Source organism: Paraburkholderia sp. MM6662-R1, assembly GCF_050436245.1.
Classification (GTDB): domain Bacteria; phylum Pseudomonadota; class Gammaproteobacteria; order Burkholderiales; family Burkholderiaceae; genus Paraburkholderia; species Paraburkholderia tuberum.
The window spans coordinates 4,390,986-4,412,046 of the sequence record NZ_JBNDLV010000001.1 but is presented as its reverse complement, the minus strand read 5'-3'; the positions used below and the strand labels follow the sequence as shown (position 1 = coordinate 4,412,046).

General features: G+C 61.8%; 16 protein-coding genes. All 16 read right to left on the bottom strand.

Annotation, left to right across the window (positions count from 1 at the left end; all coding sequences use genetic code 11):
* Positions 1–21: 21 nt before the first annotated feature.
* The gene (locus OKW39_RS20845) at positions 22–753 is read right to left on the bottom strand and encodes a hypothetical protein (RefSeq protein WP_429563419.1); all 732 of its coding nucleotides are present in this window, start codon (positions 751–753) and stop codon (positions 22–24) included.
* Between the two features lie 84 nt (positions 754–837).
* Positions 838–1,515, bottom strand: a complete 678-nt coding sequence (locus OKW39_RS20840; protein ID WP_429563418.1) for a hypothetical protein — start codon at positions 1,513–1,515, stop codon at positions 838–840.
* A 34-nt stretch (positions 1,516–1,549) separates the two neighbouring features.
* Positions 1,550–2,206 (bottom strand): c-type cytochrome, encoded by a 657-nt coding sequence (locus tag OKW39_RS20835; RefSeq protein ID WP_429563417.1) that lies wholly within the window; start codon positions 2,204–2,206, stop codon positions 1,550–1,552.
* A 10-nt stretch (positions 2,207–2,216) separates the two neighbouring features.
* Positions 2,217–3,701, bottom strand: a complete 1,485-nt coding sequence (locus OKW39_RS20830; protein ID WP_429563416.1) for a flavin monoamine oxidase family protein — start codon at positions 3,699–3,701, stop codon at positions 2,217–2,219.
* A gap of 281 nt (positions 3,702–3,982) precedes the next feature.
* Positions 3,983–5,272 (bottom strand): acyl-CoA dehydrogenase family protein, encoded by a 1,290-nt coding sequence (locus OKW39_RS20825; protein ID WP_429563415.1) that lies wholly within the window; start codon positions 5,270–5,272, stop codon positions 3,983–3,985.
* 197 nt (positions 5,273–5,469) lie between these two features.
* Positions 5,470–6,033: a TetR/AcrR family transcriptional regulator gene (locus tag OKW39_RS20820; RefSeq protein ID WP_429563508.1), complete on the bottom strand. Its 564-nt coding sequence runs from the start codon at positions 6,031–6,033 to the stop codon at positions 5,470–5,472.
* A 379-nt stretch (positions 6,034–6,412) separates the two neighbouring features.
* Positions 6,413–7,756, bottom strand: a complete 1,344-nt coding sequence (locus OKW39_RS20815) for an NAD(P)/FAD-dependent oxidoreductase (RefSeq protein ID WP_429563507.1) — start codon at positions 7,754–7,756, stop codon at positions 6,413–6,415.
* A gap of 178 nt (positions 7,757–7,934) precedes the next feature.
* Positions 7,935–9,176 carry a thiolase family protein gene (locus tag OKW39_RS20810; protein WP_429292818.1) on the bottom strand — a complete coding sequence of 414 codons (1,242 nt, stop codon included), beginning with the start codon at positions 9,174–9,176 and terminating at the stop codon, positions 7,935–7,937.
* A gap of 25 nt (positions 9,177–9,201) precedes the next feature.
* Positions 9,202–10,755 (bottom strand): class I adenylate-forming enzyme family protein, encoded by a 1,554-nt coding sequence (locus OKW39_RS20805; protein ID WP_429563414.1) that lies wholly within the window; start codon positions 10,753–10,755, stop codon positions 9,202–9,204.
* A gap of 44 nt (positions 10,756–10,799) precedes the next feature.
* Positions 10,800–11,933: a saccharopine dehydrogenase family protein gene (locus OKW39_RS20800; RefSeq protein WP_429563413.1), complete on the bottom strand. Its 1,134-nt coding sequence runs from the start codon at positions 11,931–11,933 to the stop codon at positions 10,800–10,802.
* A gap of 187 nt (positions 11,934–12,120) precedes the next feature.
* Positions 12,121–12,801, bottom strand: coding sequence for a c-type cytochrome (locus OKW39_RS20795; RefSeq protein WP_429563412.1), 681 nt, complete (start codon positions 12,799–12,801; stop codon positions 12,121–12,123).
* Entirely contained in the window at positions 12,802–14,280 is a 1,479-nt protein-coding gene (locus tag OKW39_RS20790; protein ID WP_429563411.1) for a flavin monoamine oxidase family protein, read from the bottom strand.
* 88 nt (positions 14,281–14,368) lie between these two features.
* Entirely contained in the window at positions 14,369–15,334 is a 966-nt protein-coding gene (locus OKW39_RS20785; RefSeq protein ID WP_429563410.1) for a WD40/YVTN/BNR-like repeat-containing protein, read from the bottom strand.
* A gap of 17 nt (positions 15,335–15,351) precedes the next feature.
* Positions 15,352–17,712 (bottom strand): efflux RND transporter permease subunit, encoded by a 2,361-nt coding sequence (locus tag OKW39_RS20780; protein ID WP_429563409.1) that lies wholly within the window; start codon positions 17,710–17,712, stop codon positions 15,352–15,354.
* Between the two features lie 64 nt (positions 17,713–17,776).
* The gene (locus OKW39_RS20775) at positions 17,777–19,609 is read right to left on the bottom strand and encodes a DUF1302 domain-containing protein (protein WP_429292811.1); all 1,833 of its coding nucleotides are present in this window, start codon (positions 19,607–19,609) and stop codon (positions 17,777–17,779) included.
* Positions 19,610–19,686: 77 nt separating this feature from the next.
* Positions 19,687–21,051 (bottom strand): DUF1329 domain-containing protein, encoded by a 1,365-nt coding sequence (locus OKW39_RS20770; protein WP_429563506.1) that lies wholly within the window; start codon positions 21,049–21,051, stop codon positions 19,687–19,689.
* Positions 21,052–21,061: the final 10 nt, after the last annotated feature.

The window sequence follows — 21,061 nt, the reverse complement described above, 5'->3', positions numbered from 1 at the left end:
GAAATGTATGTGAGAGTAGATTCAAGTGGGCACGCCAGCGCCCTGCAAGCTTGCCGGCAACGTTCGTGCGCGGCGCAGCAACTGCCAGCCGAACAACAACATCCACAACGGCAGAACCAGCACGACGACCATCTCGCTCGCATTCGAAAGCGCGTCGAGATCCGGGAAAAAGCCGAACAGGAAGAAGATCCCGAAAGCCCCGCCGACGATCTTCAGCAGGATCGATCCCTTCCACCCTGCCCTCTTGAGCACGTTGGCGGCAATCGGCGTCCAGAAGAGCACGAGGGGACCCTCGATCCACCAAAGGCCGTTTTGCGTCCCATTGGCTATTGCCGTCCATACCGCCGCCGCGGCGTTTCTCGTGGCATCGTCGCCGCCCGCATATAGGTGCGCCAGCGGGTGAAGGATTGCGAACTGGAGGACCGCGCCGCTCACGCCCACCATGACGTACAGCACGACGGCCATCGCCACCATGTTGCCGAGTGCGCCCAGTTCCTCGCGAAATGCGTGCACAAAGTAGCCACCGATGGCGAGGAAAGGCAGGTAGAAGCCGAACACGTCGGCAGCCATGCTCCAGCGAAACAGGTCGCGGGTCTCCGGTGGCAATGCCAGCATCGATGCACCGTGCAGGACCATATCCGCATCCGAGCCCGTCACCGCCACGGACAATCCAACATTCGCGTACGCCAGCAGAGCGCCGATGATGGCGCTCCAGGCCGTGAAGCGCATTAACCCGCGCGAGGTCTGATTCATCACAAATCTCCAGGAGAAACGTTCAGCGTTGCCCGCGTTTGACTTCCGGTCGCATCGGACCGCGGCAACCGCGGGGGCTTTTGCTCAATTGCCATAAGGAATGGGGTTATTTGACGCCACACTCCTGCTTTGGACCCGCTCCAAGGCGCAATAGCCGTAATAGATGGCTGGCATGAAGTAGGCCCACGTGCACAACGCAAGCATGAAGAAATTGAGCACGACGTTGGTTTCCTCTCCAGGGATCTTGTAGAAGTCGTAAATGCCGGCAATCGCGAGCGATGTCACCAGCGCCACTGCCACTCCCAACGCCTCGAGCATCGCGCCGATGTCCAGTAATCGCTTGACGAAATAAGCGAGATAGATCGACAGCCAGATCCACATCGCCAGATAGAAGTAGGGCAAAACTCCGGAGATGAAATCCGCCCCGACGAGGACGAATGTGAGCGCAAAGGAAGCGACGAATACCACGACGTCCTGGCGAATTGATGGCCTGTAGCCGTGCGTAATCGCCATCAAGCCCGCGACGGCAATAATGGGCATGCCGAACCCACGAGAAAACGCGTCAAAGAAGTGTGCTATCTCATAGGAAACTGCATTGCCAGTAGCAAAAAATCCGATGGCGTTCGTGGCCGAGGTACCGACGATCCACATCTCCAGCCCGAGAAGATAGTTTCGTTTCCTGACGATCTTCCAGCCGAAAAAAAATGAACTCAATGCCAGCACAGCACTGGATAGCATAAGAACTAAGGTTCTGAGGTCCATGACTAAACTCCTAACTCCGGTTGCATCTGATTGGTCAATTTTTCTTCGGCTCCAGGCTTGCCAGATAGGTGGCAATGGCCTTGCGGTCTTCGGCCGAAAAGCCTGTTGCAAGGTTCTTCATGACGCCAGTGGGTTCGCTGCGGATTCCGGAAGCGAACTCGTCGAACTGCGCGAGCAGATAGTCATATCCCTGACCAGCCAGACGCGGAAACTGGTCGTGGCCCGTCAATTGGGCACCGTGACATGCGACACAGTTGCCCGTGGCCACCAGGCGCTGCCCCTGCTCGCGCAGTTGCGCATCCGGCTTGAAGTAGCGATTCGCGGCAGGAGTGACAGTGGAGAAATATTCAGCAAGCGATTTGATCTGCGGATCGCTCATCGTCATCGCGAGAGGCCCCATGTTCGGATTGCGCCGCGCCTCAGTCGCGAAACTGTGGAGCTGGGCTTCCAGGTAAGGCGCTGGCTGCCCCGCCAGGCTCGGATACCCCTGATCGAGCGAATTGCCTTTGACCCCATGGCAGCCCATGCAGACATCGGTCATATGCGGCCAGGCGCCGCCGTCGGCCAGGTAAGCCGTGGTCGACGTCGTGATATAGCTCTGAAAGCGATAAAGACCCAGCAGATCCGAACCGAAAATTGCGAGCAACAGGACGACAACCAAAGGAATGCCAATCAATAGAATTTTTTTCATCGTCGCCTTCCTACGCGCGACGCAGGGCATTCAGCGCCTGAAGCGCGCCATGATGGCCAGAACGCACGGCACCATCCATGTAGCCGGCCCAGATATTCGCAGTCTCCGTCCCCGACCAGATCAGCTTGCCGCACGACGGGCGCAGCGCTTCGCCGTGGGCGCTCCAGAATCCCGGCGGAATCGCGGAAACGCAGGTAATGGTCCACGGATCGGCCCGGCCCCAGTCCTGATCGTGATAGGCGATGGGAGACAGCGCTTCGTCGCCCCATGCCTGCGCGTAGAACTGCTTATGCATGGCCATTGCCGCGTCCCGATCCGACGGGACCATCGCATTCTCGACGAATGCGTTGATGACCCCGATCTCTGCGGCCGGCGGGGAGTTGTCAAAGGCCCAGAGGATCGGGCCATTGAACTGGAAAATGCTGCCGTTCATGCCCTTGTCACGCCAGAACGGGCGGCGATAGACCATGGCCGTCTTCCGTGCAGGGGAATGCGCGGGCCAGGCTCGCTGCAGGGCCGCGCGCTTCTCGGGCAGGGGCGGATCGAATTTCACCCGATGACACAAAGCCGGATGGATGGCCATGATGACGGTCCGTGCCCGCACTTCGCCGTGGTCGGTATGCACGGTGACGATGTCGCCGTCCCAACCGGAAATCTGGCGGACCGGTGAGGACATGCGCACCTTGTCGCCAAGTTGCTGGGCCATCTTGATGCTGAGGATTTGCGAGCCGCCGATGAAGCGGGTCTCCTGGGCGCTGTGCTTGATGGAATCGAGCTGCGAGTAATCGCAATCCGCCGAATTGACCATCGAAAGGAAATGCAGCAGCCCCATCTTCGCCGGCGCTGCGCCGCCCGAAAGCGTGATGCTGCCATTCCATGCAACCTGGTCTTCAGGCTTGATATTCTGCTTTTCCAGCCAATCACCGACCGAGAGCTTGTCCAGTTCGCTGGCCTTCGGGGACGTCCATGGTTCGCCGCAAGGCACGTCGCGCGAGAGCCTGCTGAGCTTTGCCCCGACCGACTCGTCGGTGCCGAACGTGCCCTTCAGATCGACTGCCACGCGACCGTCTCCGCCCAGAATGACCGTATTCCCGTCGTAGTAGGTCGGGAAGGTCCCGACGCCCAGTTCGCGTGCGAGATCCGCGACGGCGGTCTGGCCGGGCCCGATCCATTGGCCGCCGACTTCCGAAACGTATCCGCCGGGGATGTTGTAGTTGAGCGTTCGCCCCCCCACGCGGTCCCGGGCTTCCAGCACGAGAAAGGACTCGCAGCCTGCCTGACGCAGGTCGCGCGCGGCGGTCAGTCCGGCCAGCCCCGCGCCGATGATGGCGACGTCGAGAACGCCGTCCGCGCCTGGCGCGGTCCTGGTAATTGCGGCATACGTCTGTTGCGCACCCATCGCGAGCGTGCCCGCGGCAGCCGAGGCACCGGCATATTTGAGCCATTGCCTGCGCTGCGGGTTTGCAGCGCTGTCCGCGGAAGATTTTTTTGCCATATTCACTCTGTCTACGTGATGAGGGCGCTCCCGCTCCGCGCGGGTCACCGCGACTGCCCGGTCAAAGGCAAGTCTCCATATCTTGTCGATACACCTTGCCGCGCAGCTCATTCGCACTCCTTTGAGAATCACTTGTGCGCCTCAACGGGGAACCGCGAGATCTGTCGCTTCAGCGAACCTAGATTGACGGCGCTGCCCTCACACTAGCTGCTAACTGATAACCCGATCCGAGTGCCATCGAGCTCCAACGCCGAACCGATTCTTCGGCGCCGAAGGCGTGGTTACTCCTTCGTCCACCCGTTCTGATAGAGCTTTCCTGCCAGCACGCCCAGACGCAACGTGAGGTGGTAGTTCTCGCCATCTTCGATCAGTGCGGATCGCACGTCGCGGAACAGTTTCTCGATCGCAAATTCACGGGTAGTGCCGTTGCCGCCGAACAGCTGGAACGCCTCGTGCGTGATCTTCATCGCCTCTTCGGTCACGCTTACCTTTGCCTGGGCCGTCGCATAGGGATGGCTCTTCGGAGACAGACGCGAGAAAGCGAGGCTGCGCCGCGCGATCGAACGCGCCATCTCCAGCCGGCGCAGCATCTCGCCAACCCGCAGTTGCGTCATCTGGTGGTCGATCAACAACGCGCCACCCTGCTTGCGCTCGTGGCAATACGCCAGCGCGAGGTCGAACGCGGCGCGCGCCACCCCCACGAACACCTGACACATGTGTGTGCCTGCGAACGACCAGGTCGAGGCCAGATTGCCGAGATAATCGTCCTGCAACGCAATGGCGAAACGCTTGGGCACCTTCACGTTGTCGAAGTAGATCTCGCCTTGCGGCAGCGAGCGCTGGCCAATCTTGTCGAGCGGTTTGCCGCGCGAGATACCCGGCAGATCGAGCGGAATGATCATGCCCACGCCATTGGTGAATGAGCCATGTTCGCCGGTGCCATAGAAGCCATCGCCATAGTCCGCCGCCATGTACGCGAGCGCCACCTGTGCGACCGAGCCGTTCGAGATCCACGCCGAACTCTGCCCGTTGATGACGATTTCGTCCGCGCCCACCTTCGCCGTGAGGTTACCCACCGGTTGCTTGCCGCCCGCGCCGATCTCGTCGCGGTAGAGAATCGCGGCATCGGTGCCACGGTCGGGCTGCGTGTTCATCCAGCAACCAATCTTGCCCGTGCACATATCAATCAGCTCCTGATTGCCGACTGACTGCGCCATCATCAACGGCGCGGGCGCCACACCGATCGAGATGGCAAACCCGGCATCACCCCAGCCGAGTTCTTCGCCGATCAACGATTCGATCCGCACCGCCATGTCCGCAGGAAGCTGCGCGAGAAGCTGCGGATCGAGGCCGAGTTTCGCGCTTTCCATCATGGCCGCCCAGTACGGCGAACCGGGCGCGATCACTTCTTCCGGCGTCATGCGGTCGAGTTCGCGGCCGACGGGCTTCAGTACGTCGCGTGCGAAACGGTGGACCGTGTCCTGGATCGCACGCTCCTCCTCGCTCATCGGTGTTTCGAAACCGGTCAATCCTGCCAGCGGCAACCCTACGGACTTGTGCAGTCGAATCATTTCGGTACTCCTCCTCTCCTGGATGCATGTCGACCGGACCGCCCTGCAACCCGGCCACCACATTTATAGATCAACATACCAAACATAGGTAACAATACAAAACACTGAGTGAAAAAAAAAGACAGGGTATTCCCCTGTCCTCTTTCTTCACTGGCATGGCGCTGCGGCTGCCAGTGCCTCTACTGGCGTGAGCTGCCCTACGCGGCCTCTGCGTCCACCGTCTTTCCCCATACCAGCTCATGCGCGATCTGAAGAAACTTCGCTTCGAAACCTCGCATGTACGCGCGCTTGGCGCGTGGAGTGCCCAGATGCATTGTCATGCCGTCCGCCATCGAAATGAGCAGCACGGCAATGTGTGCACTCTCGGCCGCCCCACGCTCCGGATTCGCCGCGCGAATGAGCGTGGCAAGTTCGGTCGTCAAGGTGTCGTACCATTCGTCGCGCAACTGTCCGCACTCCGGGTCAGTAGACGCAAACGAAAAGAAATGCCACCACAGCGCGATGTTCTTCGAGTCCTTCGCGTCTTTCACAGACTGATCGAAAATGGCGTCGATCGTCGCACGCGGCGAAACGTTGCTCTGGAGCGCCTGTTTCAGCGTATCGAGATACGTGTCGATGATGGGCGCCATGACCGCCCGCAGGACGGCAGGCCGCGTTGGGAAGTAATACTGGAGGTTGCTGACACTGATTCCCGCTTTGAGGGCGACGGCACGCAGCGAGAAGTCCATGGGACCACTCTCGAGCAAGAGCTTCCTTGCCACACGAATAATGGCATTCCGCGTACGTAAGCCCTGGGCACGCAGGCCGTCCGGGGCGGTTCCCGCGGAGGCTGCCACACTCGACGTGCGCCGCTTACGGGTGCTTGGTTCTTTTGGCACTGTCATCGCTTTCCGTCCTGAGTGAAGTATGACGCCTCGCCGAAGCGAAGCAACGCGGTCACACGAACCGTTCTCTAGGTAAACATGACTATACCTTACGCCAGGCTGAACAACCATCCACATGGAGGGCGCGTGACGCAGCGTTCGTCCCCGCCTAATAGGACCCCTATTCACAGTAGCCAATCATCGAGCGACTCTCCCAATGCTCGAATCGGGCCGCGAGCGGCATGGTCTCCGCAAGCATTCCATGGCGCTATGCACATTACGCCCGCTGCGCTTGCGCTGCGCGCGCCTTGTGGTTTACGCGGTCGTCGAGCGCGTTCACCACGCCCAGCGCCCCGTTGACCACACACCATCGCAAGGGCTCGGGAAGCGTTGATGGTGTCTTGTGATCCAGCGCAGAAAGGAGCGGATTGTCGATGCCGCGAATCCGCCCGGCAATCATGTTTCCCACCATGGATTGGGCGGCCACGCCATGTCCGGAGCACCCGGCACTGTAGAAGATGTTCCGGTGCGCCCCTGTCGCCCCTACAACCGGCAGCGCGTCATTGGCCAAACTGATATAGCCGCTCCAGCAGGCCCGCAACGCAATACCTTGGAGTGTCGGGAAGCGGTCGTGCAGCGCCGTGCGCAGCTCGCGATACGACTCGTAGTCCGGCACGTTCGGCGTTTTGGAGCCGTATGGATAATGTATCCGCTTCGTCGTCACAACAAGCGTGTTGTTGACGGTCAGACGGTGGCTTTCCATGGTCCAGTGTGCCGTCACGATGCCTTCGCGCCGCGGCCAGCCCAAGGTCTTGCGCTGAGCATCGGAAAGCGGCTCGGTCTCGATGGCCGAGACCCGCAACGGTATGACCTTGTCTGCAAGAAGGCCAAGCTGCGGCGTATAGGCGTTGGTGGCCAGCATCAGCACCGGGGCGCTCGCACTGCCTCGTGGGGTTTGCACCTTGATGACCGGCCCCTCCGCGTAAGACAGCAGCGGCGTATTCTCGTAGAGCTTAACCCCGGCTCGCAGAGCCGCGCGCCTGAGACCCATCACGTACTTGCCGGGGTGGAGCGTGCCACCGCGCGGCACGTAGTTGCCAAACAGAAATGCCGGCGGAATACCGCGCGCGCGCATCTCAGCCTGATCAAGAAACTCCGACTGAAAGCCCAGCTCGGCGCCAGTTCGCATGTCCTCGCGTACCTTCTCCTCCTGGGCGGGATCGATTCCCGCGCGGATGATCCCCGTCTGGTTGTAGTCACAGTCGATCTCGTACTCTTTGAGCTTGCCTTCCACGAAGGGGACGGCGTCCTCGTAGTAGCGGACGATCGACTTCCCTTTCTCATTGCCGATGTCCTTGAGAAACAGATCGTATTCGAGCGCGAGCGCGCCGGCCAGATAGCCCGCGTTGCGTCCGCTCGCGCCAAATCCGGCGAACTCACGCTCGAGCACGACCACTTTCGCTCCGTGGCTGACCAGCTCCAGCGCCGCCGAAAGTCCAGCAAAACCGGCGCCGACGATAACCACATCCGCGCTCACGTCGCCAGCGAGTTCGGGTTGCATATCGTCCGGCCTTTCAACCCAGCCGCCTAGCGCGCGGTACTTCTCCATGTCCGCAGACATTCTGCCCTCCGCAACGGGTCCAGCAGAATCGACACGTGAGCATTGCGTGGCCGCCACTGCTGGCACCACCACGGCAGCAGCCGCCGCGCCCTTGAGGAAAGTGCGGCGATTCACTCCGGAGCGCGAGTCGTCTTGCCGCCCTGCCTGGGTTTCCGTCATTTCGTCCATACCTGCTCCGTCAAGACTTGCTCAGAATGTGGACGGCAAGCGCCGCCTCTTCGACGCCTTGAAATCCACCGCCATTTTCCTGAATCGCATGACGCGCCTCAGGTACCTGACGCGCCCCCGCTTCACCCCGCAGTTGGGTAACCAGTTCGTAAAGCTGACCGATCCCCGTCGCACCCAATGGATGTCCCTTCGATTCGAGTCCGCCCGACGTGTTGATGGGAATGCGCCCGCCCAGCGTGAACTCGCCGCGCTCGGCAGCCGGACCGCCCTGACCGGGTGGAACCAGTTGGAGGTTTTCGGCCTGGATGATTTCGCCCATCGCCGACGCGTCGTGCACCTCGGCGACATCGATGTCATCGGGACCGAGACTCGCCTGCTCGTAGGCCTGCAGCGCCGCGAGGCGGCCGATGTTCTTCTGCGGCTCGTCGAGGCGACGATGCGTGAAGCTACGAACCACGCTTGCCGCGACCCGGATGCAGCGGCTGCGGTCGGCACCGATGCGTCGCAAGCCCTCCCCCGTGCACAGGATCGCCGCCGCCGCGCCGTCCGAAACCGGCGCGCACATGGGCAGCGTGATCGGATATGTGATCGGCGGCGCCGCGAGCACCTCGTCGATCGTGAAAGCCTGGCGGAACTGGGAATACGGGTTGTGCACCGAATGCAGATGGTTCTTCGACGACACGGCGCCGATCTGGCGCTGCGTGGTGCCGTAGGTCTTCATGTGATACCGGCACAGCGCGGCATAGACCGACATGAAGCGGCTATAGGGGCGATCCGACTCGGAACCGGGCGGCGGCTCGACGCCTTCGCCAAGCTTCAACAGGCTGGCGAAGTTCTCATCGACGCGCGTCACGTCCCAACCCGCCTCGAACAGGGCGAATGACTTCGCCTTGTCCGCGACGTTCATCTTCTCCGCACCGAGCGCCAGCGCAACATCGCAGGCACCCGACCTCAATGCCTGTACCGCGAGATGCACGGCGGTGCTGCCCGATGCGCAGGCGTTTTCGACGTTGTAGACCGGGATGCCTTCAATGCCGATCTTGCTGAAGACGACCTGCCCCGGAATCGACAGCTGGCCTTGCAACGGCCCCGCAGTGATGCCAGCGTAGAAAGCCGCGCCGATCGCCTCGGCGCCACAATCCGCATCCTTCAACGCGCCGCGTAATGCTTCGCCCGCGAGATCGTCGATGCTGCGTTCGAAGTGCCGGCCGAACACGGTCATCGCAATGCCGGCAATGTAAATGTCGCTCATGGTGTTTTTTCTCTACGTGGCTGACTTAGATCCGGCGGGTTTCTCCCTGCCAGTACTGCTCGCGCAGATCCTTTTTCAGCACCTTGCCGGCCGTGCTGCGCGGCAATGCTGCAATGAAGTCCACGCTCTTCGGTGACTTGACCGAGCCGAGCTTCTCCTTGCACAACGCCACGAGCTCTTCGGCACTGACGCTATGACCCGCGTTGAGCTCCACTACCGCCTTCACGGCTTCGCCCCACTTTTCGTCGGGCACGCCGATCACCGCGCAATCCTGCACCGCCGGATGCGCCCAGATCACCTGCTCGACTTCGCTCGGATAGACGTTGAAGCCGCCGCTGATGATCATGTCCTTCTTGCGGTCCGTGATGTGCAGGTACCCTTCCGGGTCAAGATGGCCGACGTCGCCCGTGTGCAGCCAGCCGTTCACGATCGTTTCCGCGGTTTTCTCCGGCGCCTTGTAGTAGCCCTTCATGACGAGGTCGCCGCGTACGCAGATTTCGCCGGTCTCGCCTTGCGGCACGATTTCACCGCGATCGTTCATGATTTCGACACGGATCAGCGGGTTGGGCCTGCCGACCGACGAGAGCCGGCTATCCGGCGCAAGCTTGCCGTCGACGAAGTGCTCGGCAGGCGTGAGATAGGAGATGGACGCGGGGGCTTCCGTCTGGCCATAGCCACCCGCCATGACCGGACCGAACACCGCGATCGCGCGCTTGAGCTTCTCCACCGACATCGGCGCGGCACCATAGAGGAAGCATTTGAGCGACGAAAAATCCTGGCTCTCGATGCCCGGGATATCCAGCAGTCGATAGATGACCGTCGGCGGCAGGAAGAACTCCGTGACCCGATGCTTCGCGATCGCCGCGAGAAGAAGCGCCGGATCGGGCTTCGGCAGCACGACCACCGTACCGCCGCGAGCGGTGCAAGGCAGCGACAGCATCCCCGCGGTATGTGTCATGGGCGCTGCAGCGAGATTCACCGGGCGCTCCACGCCATAGGGATACGCCATCATGAACTGCGCGAAGTAAGTCTGAAACGCACGATGCGTGTTCATCACGCCCTTGGGCAATCCGGTCGTCCCGCCCGTACCCGAAAGCGTCACGATGTCGTCCATGTCGTAATCGACGCGCGGTTCGGTCGCGGGCTGCGCCGCGCTCCATTTCTCGAGCGACGGCGCCCACGGCAGATCGGCATCGATACAGACCCAGAGCCTGACCCTGGGCAGGCTGGGACGCAGCGCTTCGATCGCCGGTGCGAACGCCTGATGAAAGAAAAGCGCTTCGCAATCGAACGCGTCGAGCAGGTACTGATTCTCCTGCGGTGCGGTGCGTCCGTTCACGGGTATCCACACCACCCCGGCACGCCACAGCCCCAGCGTGCAAGTCCATGCCGTGACGTCGTTGTCGGCCCAGACCGCCGCCTTCGCTTCTTTTTCGAAGCCGGCTGCGAGCAGGCCGTTGGCGATGCGGCACGACAGTGTGTGAACCTCACTGAACGAATAGCTACGCTCGTCCTGAATGTAGGCGACGCCATTGGGGTTGATGCGCCAACCGCGGTCGAAGAAGTCAATGATTGCCATTCCCATGTTTCCCTGAGTCAGTCCGGAATCTGCGCGCGCGGTGCTTACAGCTGCGCGATCGTTGCGCGCGCGAGCCCACGCTGCTCGAGGAACCCGAGCAAATAGCGATGTCCGAATGCCTTCGAACCTGAAGCGAAGCCCACCCTGGCGGTCTCGCCGTCAAGCAGCTTGATGGCACCGGCCGCATGAATGGCGCCAGTGGAGATGTACGGCGTGATGCCGTGCAGGGTTGCACGCACCGCTGCAAGCTGGCCGCGACCGATCGCGAAGTCGACCGTGCGATGAAGCGACGTGCGCTCGCGCGGCGGCATGGCCGGCGTGGTGGAATCGACGAGCTGCTTGAGCACCGCATCCTGGTGCTCGCGGGGCAGGTTCGCGTACTCGGCATCCCACTTTTGTCCGAGCGCATGCACCATCTGCATCGCGTTGTTGTCGTAGAAGCCCACGCAAGAAATGCAGCTGCGCACGCGCGGATCGTGCTCGAAGTACACCGGCAGCGACGTGCCACCCCAAGGGAGCGCGAACACGGGCTGAAGGAAATCGGGGGAGGCAACGTTGAATGAAGCGTGCTTCTCATGCGGCACCAGCTCCTTTTCCCACAGATAGCACGACTCCTGGCGATAGCCTCCGAAGATGGTCGCCGTGGAGCCGACGCTCACACCGGCGCCGGCACCGCGGGGGCCCCGCGTCAAGGTCGCCGTCTCGAGCGCGTCGACACCCGGCGTCTCGAGTGCCAGCTCGGCGGCAATTTCCGCGAACGTGTACATGTACGCGTTCGACGGCGACAACAGCAGACCAGCCTGACGGCACAACTCGCCAAATTGATCGCGCGCCTGGCGGATGAAGTGTTGCTCGCCAGTAGTGTCGAGGTAGTGACAACCTGCCTTGAGTGCCGCCTCTACCGCAACCAGCCCGAAATCGAAGAACGGCCCGACGGTGGTGCACACGACCTTCGCACCTCGAAATGCATTCACGAGCGCATCAACATTGTGGTCGGCCTCGATGATTTCGTAGTTCGCTGATTCGAGGCGCACGACTCGCTGCGCCATCATGTCCTGCGTACGCTTCGCATTGCGCGCAACCGCCGTAAAGGGAATGTCCTGGTCGATGAGCCAGTCCATGATCAACATGCCGGTGTAACCGCTTGCGCCATAAACGACGACGGGGTGCCTTGCCATACCTGCCTCCTGAAACCTGATTGGTGGAATGTTTGCGTCGGCTAGATGCCGGGCTTGCCGCGATAATGCGCTCCGATGTTATAGAACATAATACCAAATATAGGTCATGTTACAAAATACATAGATTTAAAAAAAAGCAGGTTATTTCCTGCTTCTTCCCGACTCCTGTAGCTCTACGCCATAGCGGCTATTGCATGCCTGCGCTGCCGCCTCCCGGGCTCAACCCCGCAAGGTAGCTGGCCACCGCGTGGATGTCTTCGCCGGACAATGTAGCGGCCATCCCGTTCATTGCGCCGCTCGGGTCACGACGTTCGCCCGTCTTGAACGCAGCAAGCTGCTTCGCGAGATAGGCTTCGCCCTGGCCGGCCAGCCGTGGAATCTGTTCCCGGCCCATGAACGATGCCCCGTGGCAGGCCTGGCAGCTTTTCGCCGCGACGAGTGCCATGCCGCGCTGTTCGAGCGCCGGCTGGCCGCGCTCCGCTTCACTTTGGACCGGCATCTGCCGCGAGAAATAGACAGCCAGTGTTTTGATCTGCTCATCCGTAAGCTCCCTCGCAATCGCACCCATGTAGGGGTCGAGTCGCTGCCCATCGGCAAACGCGTGCAACTGCGCGACGAGATAAGCCTCGGGCTGTCCGGACAGCGCCGGATACGAGGCGTTGACGGATTGCCCGTGCGCACCGTGACAGAAGTAGCAGGTCTCCTGACGTTGCGGCCAGGGGCCGCCGTTGGCCACCTCTGTCTTGTCGACCTCGCTCATCGCTTTCTCAAACTGCATGCCGTCGAAGTAATCGCGTCCGTAGAGCGCTCCAACGCTCACGACACCTGCCAGCAAGACGGCTGCGCTCACGATCCATGTGCGTTTCATTCACGCCACCTCGCCGCGTCGAGTGAAGCCGGCCAGCGCCTGCAAGGCAGCGCGGTGGCCCGAACGCACTGCGCCGTCCATTGCGCCGGCCCAGATGTCCGCGGTTTCGGTCCCTGACCAGATCAGACGCCCCACTTCGGGATGCAGATACTTGCCCCACTTCGTCCAGAAGCCCGGCGGCATAGGATTGATGCAATGCAGGGTCCAGGGATCGACCCGGCCCCAGTCGTAATCGTGGAACTGCGTCGGATGCAGCGCGCGGTCCCCGAATGCCTTGGCATAAGTGGCCGACAGTGTCTTTTCGGCCATCGCCGAGTCGTGCGGCAGCATCCCCGGTGCAACGAATGCGGCGATCACGCCGAGCGATGCATCGGGAGGCGAGTTGTCGTAGGCCATGAAGACCGGGCCGCCGACCTGGAAGATCGTTCCGCAGTATCCGGCGTCACGCCAGAACGGCTTGTCGTAGACGTGGACCGTCTTGCGCATGGGGGCGTTCGTGGGCCAGTTCTGCTGGAGTTGCGCCCGTCCGCCGGGCAACGGCGGATCGAAAACCACCTGATTGCACAGGGCCGGATTCATCGCAACGATCACACGACGCGCCTTGAGGACGCCCTGATCGGTGTGAAGCTCAACGACATCACGATCCCAGCCCGCGATCCTGCGCACCGGCGAGGACAGCCTGACCTTGTCGCCCAGTTGCTCGGCCATCTTGATGCTCAGACGCTGCGAGCCGCCGACGATGCGTGTTTCCTGCGCGCCGCCCTTGAACGCTTCGAGCTGCGTGTAGTTGCAGCTTGCACTGTTGATCATCGATAAGTAATGCAGCAGACCCAGCTGCGCCGGCGCGCCGCCCGTGGTCAGCTTCGCGGCTAGTGCGAGGAAGTAGCCGTCCTCGTATTTCACCCCCTGCTGCAAGAGCCACTCGCCGTAGGAGAGTTTGTCCAGTTCCGCCAGATGAGGCGCCGTCCACGGCGCGCCGGACGGCACACCGCGCGACAGTTCGGCAAGCCGGTTCCCGATCGTGTCATCGCCGCCAGTCCCACCATGGAAGTCCTGGGCCACCGTGGCGTCTTCCGCCATCACCACGGTCTTGCCGGTGTACCAGCTCGGAAACGTATCGATCTCGAGTTGACGCGCCAGATCGAAGATCGCCGTCTGGCCGGGACCGATCCACTGCCCTCCGGCTTCGGAAACGACGCCATGCCCGAGGTCATGGTTATACGTGCGTCCACCGACGCGGTTGCGTGCCTCGAGCACGACGAACGAATCACATCCGGCCTGTTTGAGGTCGCGACCCGCGGTCAGTCCTGCTAGACCCGCGCCGACGATCGCGACGTCCAGAATGTCGCCGTTGATGGGCTTGGTTACGGCGGCTTGTGCCAGCGACATGCCGCCGGCGGCGAGTGACGCCGCCCCCAACGCCGTAACACGTAGCAGCTGACGCCGGGTCTGTGCATCCGGCTTATTTTTCCGATCCATGCTTGATGCCCAATTCAGTTTCATTATTTCTCCCCTTTCTTCTCTGCACCTAAGGAGAACGTTCTGACAATGTAGCGACTGGCGTTTCTCAACGTGCCGTCAGCGCCCCGTCCTGCGAAATCAACACCGGTTTTCCGGCGTCATCGATCACTGCAGCGGTGAGCGTCGCGCGATCGTCGCGCTGCTGAACCTCGAACGACGTGCTGCCCTCGCGTTGCCGGAACACAAGGCCATCGAGCCCGACGCCCATCAATCCGTTTCGAGTCGCCACGAGATCGGTGATCGAACTCTTCGTGCCCGAGTCGAGCGCCGCCCACGTCGCTCCGCCGTCGCTGCTCTGGTACAGGCTGCCCAGCAGGCCGCCCACCACGATCCGCCCGTCGGGTAGCGCCACGCCCGTCCACAGCGTGCCCTTGCCGCCCGTCGCCAGATAACTCCAGTTCGCGCCACCGTCCGTGGACTTCAGCACCATGCCTTGTTCCGAATCGATAAAAAGCGCGCCCTGACGGTCCGCGAAGATGTGGTACAGGTTGCGGTCCGCCCTCGTGCCGCCTGGCGGCTTCGGCACGGTCACTTTGACCCACGTCTTGCCGCCATCGTGTGTGGCCAGCATTAGCGACCACAGGCCTACCGCAAGGCCATCCCTCTCGTTCGTGAACAGAACCGAGAACAGCGGCTGGTCCACCGAGAGATTCATGCGCTGCCTCTCCCACGTTTCTCCGCCATCGGTGGTCGCGAGAATCACGCCCCACTGGCCGACCGCCCAGCCGCGCTGCGCATCGATGAACGTCACCGCCGAAAGCGTGGCCGAGACCGGCGCCTGCCGGGCCTGGCGCCACGTCTTTCCTTCGTCATCCGATAGAACGATCACGCCGTGCTCGCCCACCGCCACGATGCGTTTGCCCGCACGCGCGGCGTCCAGCAACATCATGTGGGATGGGCCCGCCCATGCGCGCGCCGGCATCGCCGCCCACTGCGCAACGGTTCCCGGCGGCAGGGCCCAGACTGCCGCACTCGCGCACAGCGCGGCACAGGCAACAAGCATCTTGATCATGACTGCGTCTCCCATGTTCAATGACTGAAGAGTCCGGGCGCGCGCGCCGGTTTGCGCCTCGGGAACCACCGTTCCAGCACCGAAGCCAGTGCGGGCAGCGCCGTCATCGCCATCAGCAGGTTCACGAGGAACATGAACGCCAGCAGTTTGCCCATGTCGGCCTGGAACTTCAGCGCCGAGAAGCTCCAGGTCGCCACCCCGATCGCCAGCGTGATCGCGGTGAAAATCGTCGCCACGCCCACTTCGAGCATCGCGTGCTGCACCGCCTTGACGATGTTCTGCCCACCCGCCAGATGCACCTGCAGCCGGTTGTAGATATAGAACGCGTAATCAACGCCAATGCCCACGGCCAGCACCATCACCGGAAGCGTGGCTACCGTAAGCCCGATCTGCAGTTCCTTCATGAACCAGTAACCGATGAACGTCGCCACCGATAGCGGCAGGCAGCACGCCAGCATCGCGCGCCAGTCGCGGTAGGCGAGGAACACGAGGATCAGGATCGCCGCGTACACGTAAAGCATCATCGGCAGCTCGCTTGCCGCCACTTCCTCGTTGGTTGCGGCGAGTACGCCCGCATTGCCGGCTGCGAGACGCACGGCAATGCCCGGGAACCGATGCGTTGCGCGATACGTCTTCACGTCATCCAGAATCCGGCTGATCGTCGTGGCCTTGTGATCGGTGAGGAACAGATGCACGGCCGTCATGCTGCAATCCGCCTTCATGAAGCCTTTGACACGACCGACGTCCACCGACACCGCCCCATAGTTCTCCGGGTCGATCGGCACGACATTCATCTTCGGATAGTCCTCGTTGTAGCCCTGGTTGTAACGGCGCAGCATCGCCGAGTACGACTGTGCCGATACCACGCCGGGCTCGGTGCGCATCGCACTCGTGAGGTCGTCCTCGTACAGGCCGACCGCCGGGTTATCGCAGCCCTTCTGCGCCGACTCGATCGCGACCGTGAGCCAGTCGAGGCCGATGTCGTAGCTCGACGCAATCGACGCGGCATCGCGGTTGAAACGCGCATCCGCACGCAGTTCCGGCGCGCCCGGCTGAAGCGTGCCGATCACGCGGTCGCGGCTTTGCCAGGCGGCCAGTGCGAACACCACCAGCGTCAATGCCACGGTCGCGCCTGCATAGCGCGGCTGCGCGATGCGCGCGAGCCCCCGCAGCCACGACGAGCGCCGCTCGCCGCGCTTGAGCGCACTGTCCGCATAGCGCTTCGTGAAGTTGAAGCACGACGCCGCGACCGGCAGCAGCACGAGGTTCGTCACGATCTTGTATGCGACCCCCAGCGAAGCCGTGATGGCCAGTTCCCGCACCATCGGAATCGGAATCAGCAGCAGCGTGATGAACGAGACGAATGCGGTGACAAGTGCCAGCACGCCCGGAATCAGCAGACCGCTGAAGCTGTGCCGCGCTGCGTCGAACGAGCTGTTGCCGTGCGCGATCTCGCGCACGATGAAGTTGACCTGCTGCACGCCATGCGAGACGCCAATCGCAAAGACGAGGAATGGCACCAGCACCGCGAGCGGATCCAGTCCGAAGCCCAGCAGCTTGAGCGTGCCGAATTGCCAGACGAGCGACGTCAGCGAGCATGAAATCAGCAGCACCGTGAAGCGCACCGAATGGCAGTACCAGTAGACCGCGAGCGCAGTCAGCAGCAGTGCGATGCCGCAGAAGCCGAGCACGGCGGTCGCGCCATCGGCGATATCGCCAATCTGCTTGGCAAAGCCGATGATCTGGATTTCATAGCCCGCGTCTTCGAACGGCTTGCGGATCTGCGCTTCGAGCAGGTGGTTGAACGCTACGTAGTCGAGCACCTTGCCGTTGCGGTCGCGCTCGTTGAGCTCGGCCGTAATCATGGCGCTGTCTTCGTTGTGCGAAACGAGCGTGCCGACATAGCCGCCGAGTGTGGTCGCGCGGCGGATCTTCGCGACGACGTCCGGCGTGAGCTGGTCCGGCGTGATCGTGCCGGAGATGATCGGCTCTGCGCGGAAGCCCTCGTCGGTGATCTCGTTCACGTAGGCGTTTGGCGTCCACAGCGACTGCACGCCAATGCGGTCCACGTTCGGCAGGTACGAGACGGCCTGGGTCACCTTGTACAGACGCGTAAGGCCCTCCTTCGTCCAGATCGGGCCCTTGCGGGCGCGCACGACCACGGTGATCCGGTTCGCGCCGAGCAGGTCGGAGCGGTATTTCTGGAAGGTCTGGATGTATTCGTGGCCGATCGGCATCTGCTTCTCGAAGCCCGCGTCCATGCGCAGTTGCACCGCGAAAAAGGCCATGACGGCGGTGAACAGGACGATGCTCACGAGCACCGCCGCACGGTAACCGAAGAAGACCCTTTCCAGCGTTTTTACCAGGCGATTTAACACGGCATTATCCCTTCAGGTGTTTCGACGATCCCATACGTGGGATCGCCCTCTGGCTGATGAATCGTCAGAAGTTGCGGGTGACGAACATCCCGACGAAGTTTCGGTCCGCATAAGGCTGTCCGACCGTGTTGTGCCCTCCCCAGAACAGCGTGTAGTTGATCCCCGCCTGCCACACCGTCGGGTTCTGGTTGAACAGCACGTAGAGGTTCAACGACTTCGCCCCCTGCATGTAGTTCGCGCTCAGCGTTGGTGTATAGCCGTACAGGCCATCGGCAAATGTAATGCCCGGCGTCACCTGCCAGCCATGAATCAGAGAACCGTCATAGGTCCAGTTGAAGTCCACCGTGGCGCCCACCGAGCTCGACGTTCCCTGTCCCATAGCGATGGGATAGCCCAGGTTCGAGTTGTTGTTCAGCCATGGGAAATATCCCGCCATCGGCACCTGCGTGACGCTCTGCCCGTTGACCGTGCGCGTAACGCCATTCGAGCCCAGGCCCGGGTAGTAGATCCACGTGAGTTCCCAGGTGAGCGCCGCAGCGTCTGCGCCGATCAGTTTGAGAAACGGATATTCGCTGCGCGTGAGCGCGAGAATGCCGTTGATGTCGTACTGGAATCTCTTTTTATCGGCCCATTGCTGGCAGTCGATGCCTGCCACGCCGTTGGTGTTCAGGTCCAGCGGGCCACCCGCGCCATAGCAGCTCGACAGCGCCACGGCATCATGAGGCCGGTACGAAAGCTCCGTGCCGATCGCCCAGGGACCAAGCCCGAAGTTTGCGCTCGCTCCAAAGAGCTGACGGTTCTGCAGATACGACCACTGCAATGTCCCGTTGGCCAGCGACGAAAGCACCGGCGACTTGTCGGTATAGTTGAGGTAGTAAATCGCGAAGTTTGCGTCAAACGAGCGCGGCGAATAGTTGAACTTCACGCCGAACTGGGGCTTGTACTTTGATGGTGCCTGCCACTCGACCGGAAGGCCAATCACGTTGTACGGCGGCCCGGCGAAAGCGCCGTTGACGAGACCCGTGTAGATGCCGTTGAGCGTGTCCTGGTTGCCGCTGGCAGGCCCGGCGATCGTGCCTGCACTCGGGCCGGCTACGTTGAGGTTGTTGGTGCTGACCGTATATGGCTCCGTCCCGCGGCCGAGGCTGTTGGACACTGACCAGTAGGAACCGACCGGTGGATAGCGGTTGCCGTTCCACCAAAATTGATAGTAACCCTCAGTACTAAAACCATGAGAAAGATCGGCGGCGAAGCTAATCATGGGCGCCGGAAGCAGCGCCTGCTTCAGTTGCGAGCCGGGAATCAGCAGCTTCTGGACATCGAGAGAATTAGTGGCGTTCACGCCACCCATCGCGAAGATACTTTCTCCCCAGTTGATCACCTGATTGCCGAGCCGCACATGCGCGGCGTTACCACCGATCGTAAAGTCCTTCTCGCCCCATAGATCGAGCAACTGCACGTCATAGACGACCTGTGCCGACGCGGTGCTCGATAGCGGGGTTCTGTTCGTATCACCGGCAAGAAAGTCGTACATGCCGGTGCCGCGAATCATGAACTTGAGTCCCTCGCTCGGCATCTTGAAGAGCAGCTCGCTCGTCGCGCTGACGTAGGTGCTGAAGGGCTGACCCTTGCGATAGTTCAGGTTGCCGTTGTCGCCAACGCCCCACTGGTTCACGTTAGCGCCTGCTCCACAGTCGAACGCGTTCGGGTCACCCGTGAGCGAGCAGCTCGGGTTTTTGGTGCGGATGCCTGCGCCCGCCGTGAGGTTGGTCACCCACGAGCCGGTAAGATCGTTGATCCCGGTCGTAAACTCGTAGCCATACGCGCTGGAGGTGGCAGCCGCGCCGGCGATCGCCAGCGAAACTGTCGCAGTCCTTCCTATCGTCTTCGTTTTCATCACCCTCCCCTGCCGCCAATCTCATTGCCAGCGCGCCTCATCGATGCGCGCCGGCCCCCTTTGTGGTTTGCCGAACTTCAGCGCTCGCTCACCGATCGCAGGGATTCGGCCGAGTAGAAGTCCGTCTTGAAACGAGGATCGTTGACCTGCTGGTACCAGCGGACGTCCTTGCCCTGGCCGATCGACGAGGCGTCAAAGACGTAGCGTCCATTGTTGAGATCGTACTGCGCCATCGGCTCGTTATCGCAGGCGCCGCCCAACTCCCATACCGGGATCGGGTAGCTCTCGCGCATCTTCCAGAGCTTGCCCTGCGCGTCATAGTCCTCGCCCACGAGCGCGAGCCAGCTGTCCTCATCCAGATAGAAGACCTTTTTCGAAGCGACGTGGCGGGCCGATGGCTTAAGCGTTGCCTCGACCACCCAGACGCGGTGCACCTCGTAACGACGATGATCGGACGAAATGCCGTTGGGCGTGGCGACGTCGTGCAGCTTGTCCTTGAAGGTGTACATGCCGAAATCGTCATACGGGACGATCATTTCCTTCTTGCCCACGAGCTTCCAGTTGAAGCGGTCGATGGAGCCGTTGAACATGTTGGATTCGTCGATCAGGTACTGGTTTTCGAAGCCGATCAGCGGCGCATCGTGCGTATAGGCCGGCATGCGTCTCACGCGCCGCTGTCCAGGGAAGTAGTAGTAGGTCTCCGAGTCCTTGTCGAAGTACTGGCGTTGCACGAATGCCTGTCCGGCCAGCGCCGCGGGCGAATCGACCGAGAAATAGGCGCCGAGGTTGAACTGATCGACGTCCTGCGGTGTGGTCTTGCCCTCCTTGCCCGCCGGGAAATAGAACGCCTGCGGGCCGATTGCGTCGATCCAGTCACTACTGCCGGGGCGCGGAGAAATGGATGTCACAACCGGTGACCACTCGATACCCTCGCCGCGATAGCGCGTCTCGTAGTTGAGGATCGCTTCGGCGCCGCTCTTCGGCTGCGGGAAAGCCACCCCGGGAAGCACTGCGGCCTGCACCGTCTCACCATCCGAAGCGAGTTTCGCCGTCGTGAGATTAGCCTTCGAATTCTGCTCGGCGAAGTCCGGCAACTGGCATTCGCGGTGGGACGGATAGACGTCCATGCGGTAACCCTTCGACTGCTTGATGAGCTGGATCTGCCCCGGCGCTAATTTGTCGGCGTACTTGTCGACGTTCGACGCATCGATCGTGTACAAGGGTTTCTCGTTCTTGTGCGACCAGAACTCGCCGCGAACCTTGCCCCATTCCCAGCCTGCAGGCGTGGCCTCCCTGCCGGCAAACGCCGGGACGAGCCCGTCCTTGCTGGCCGCTCGCTCGCCGCCGACCGGCGTGAGGTCGCCGGCAGCGGCCACGCCGGCCATGAACAATAACGCCGCCGTGATGGCAGATGCGGCTCCGATTGTGTGCCTTCTCATCATGACTCTCCGT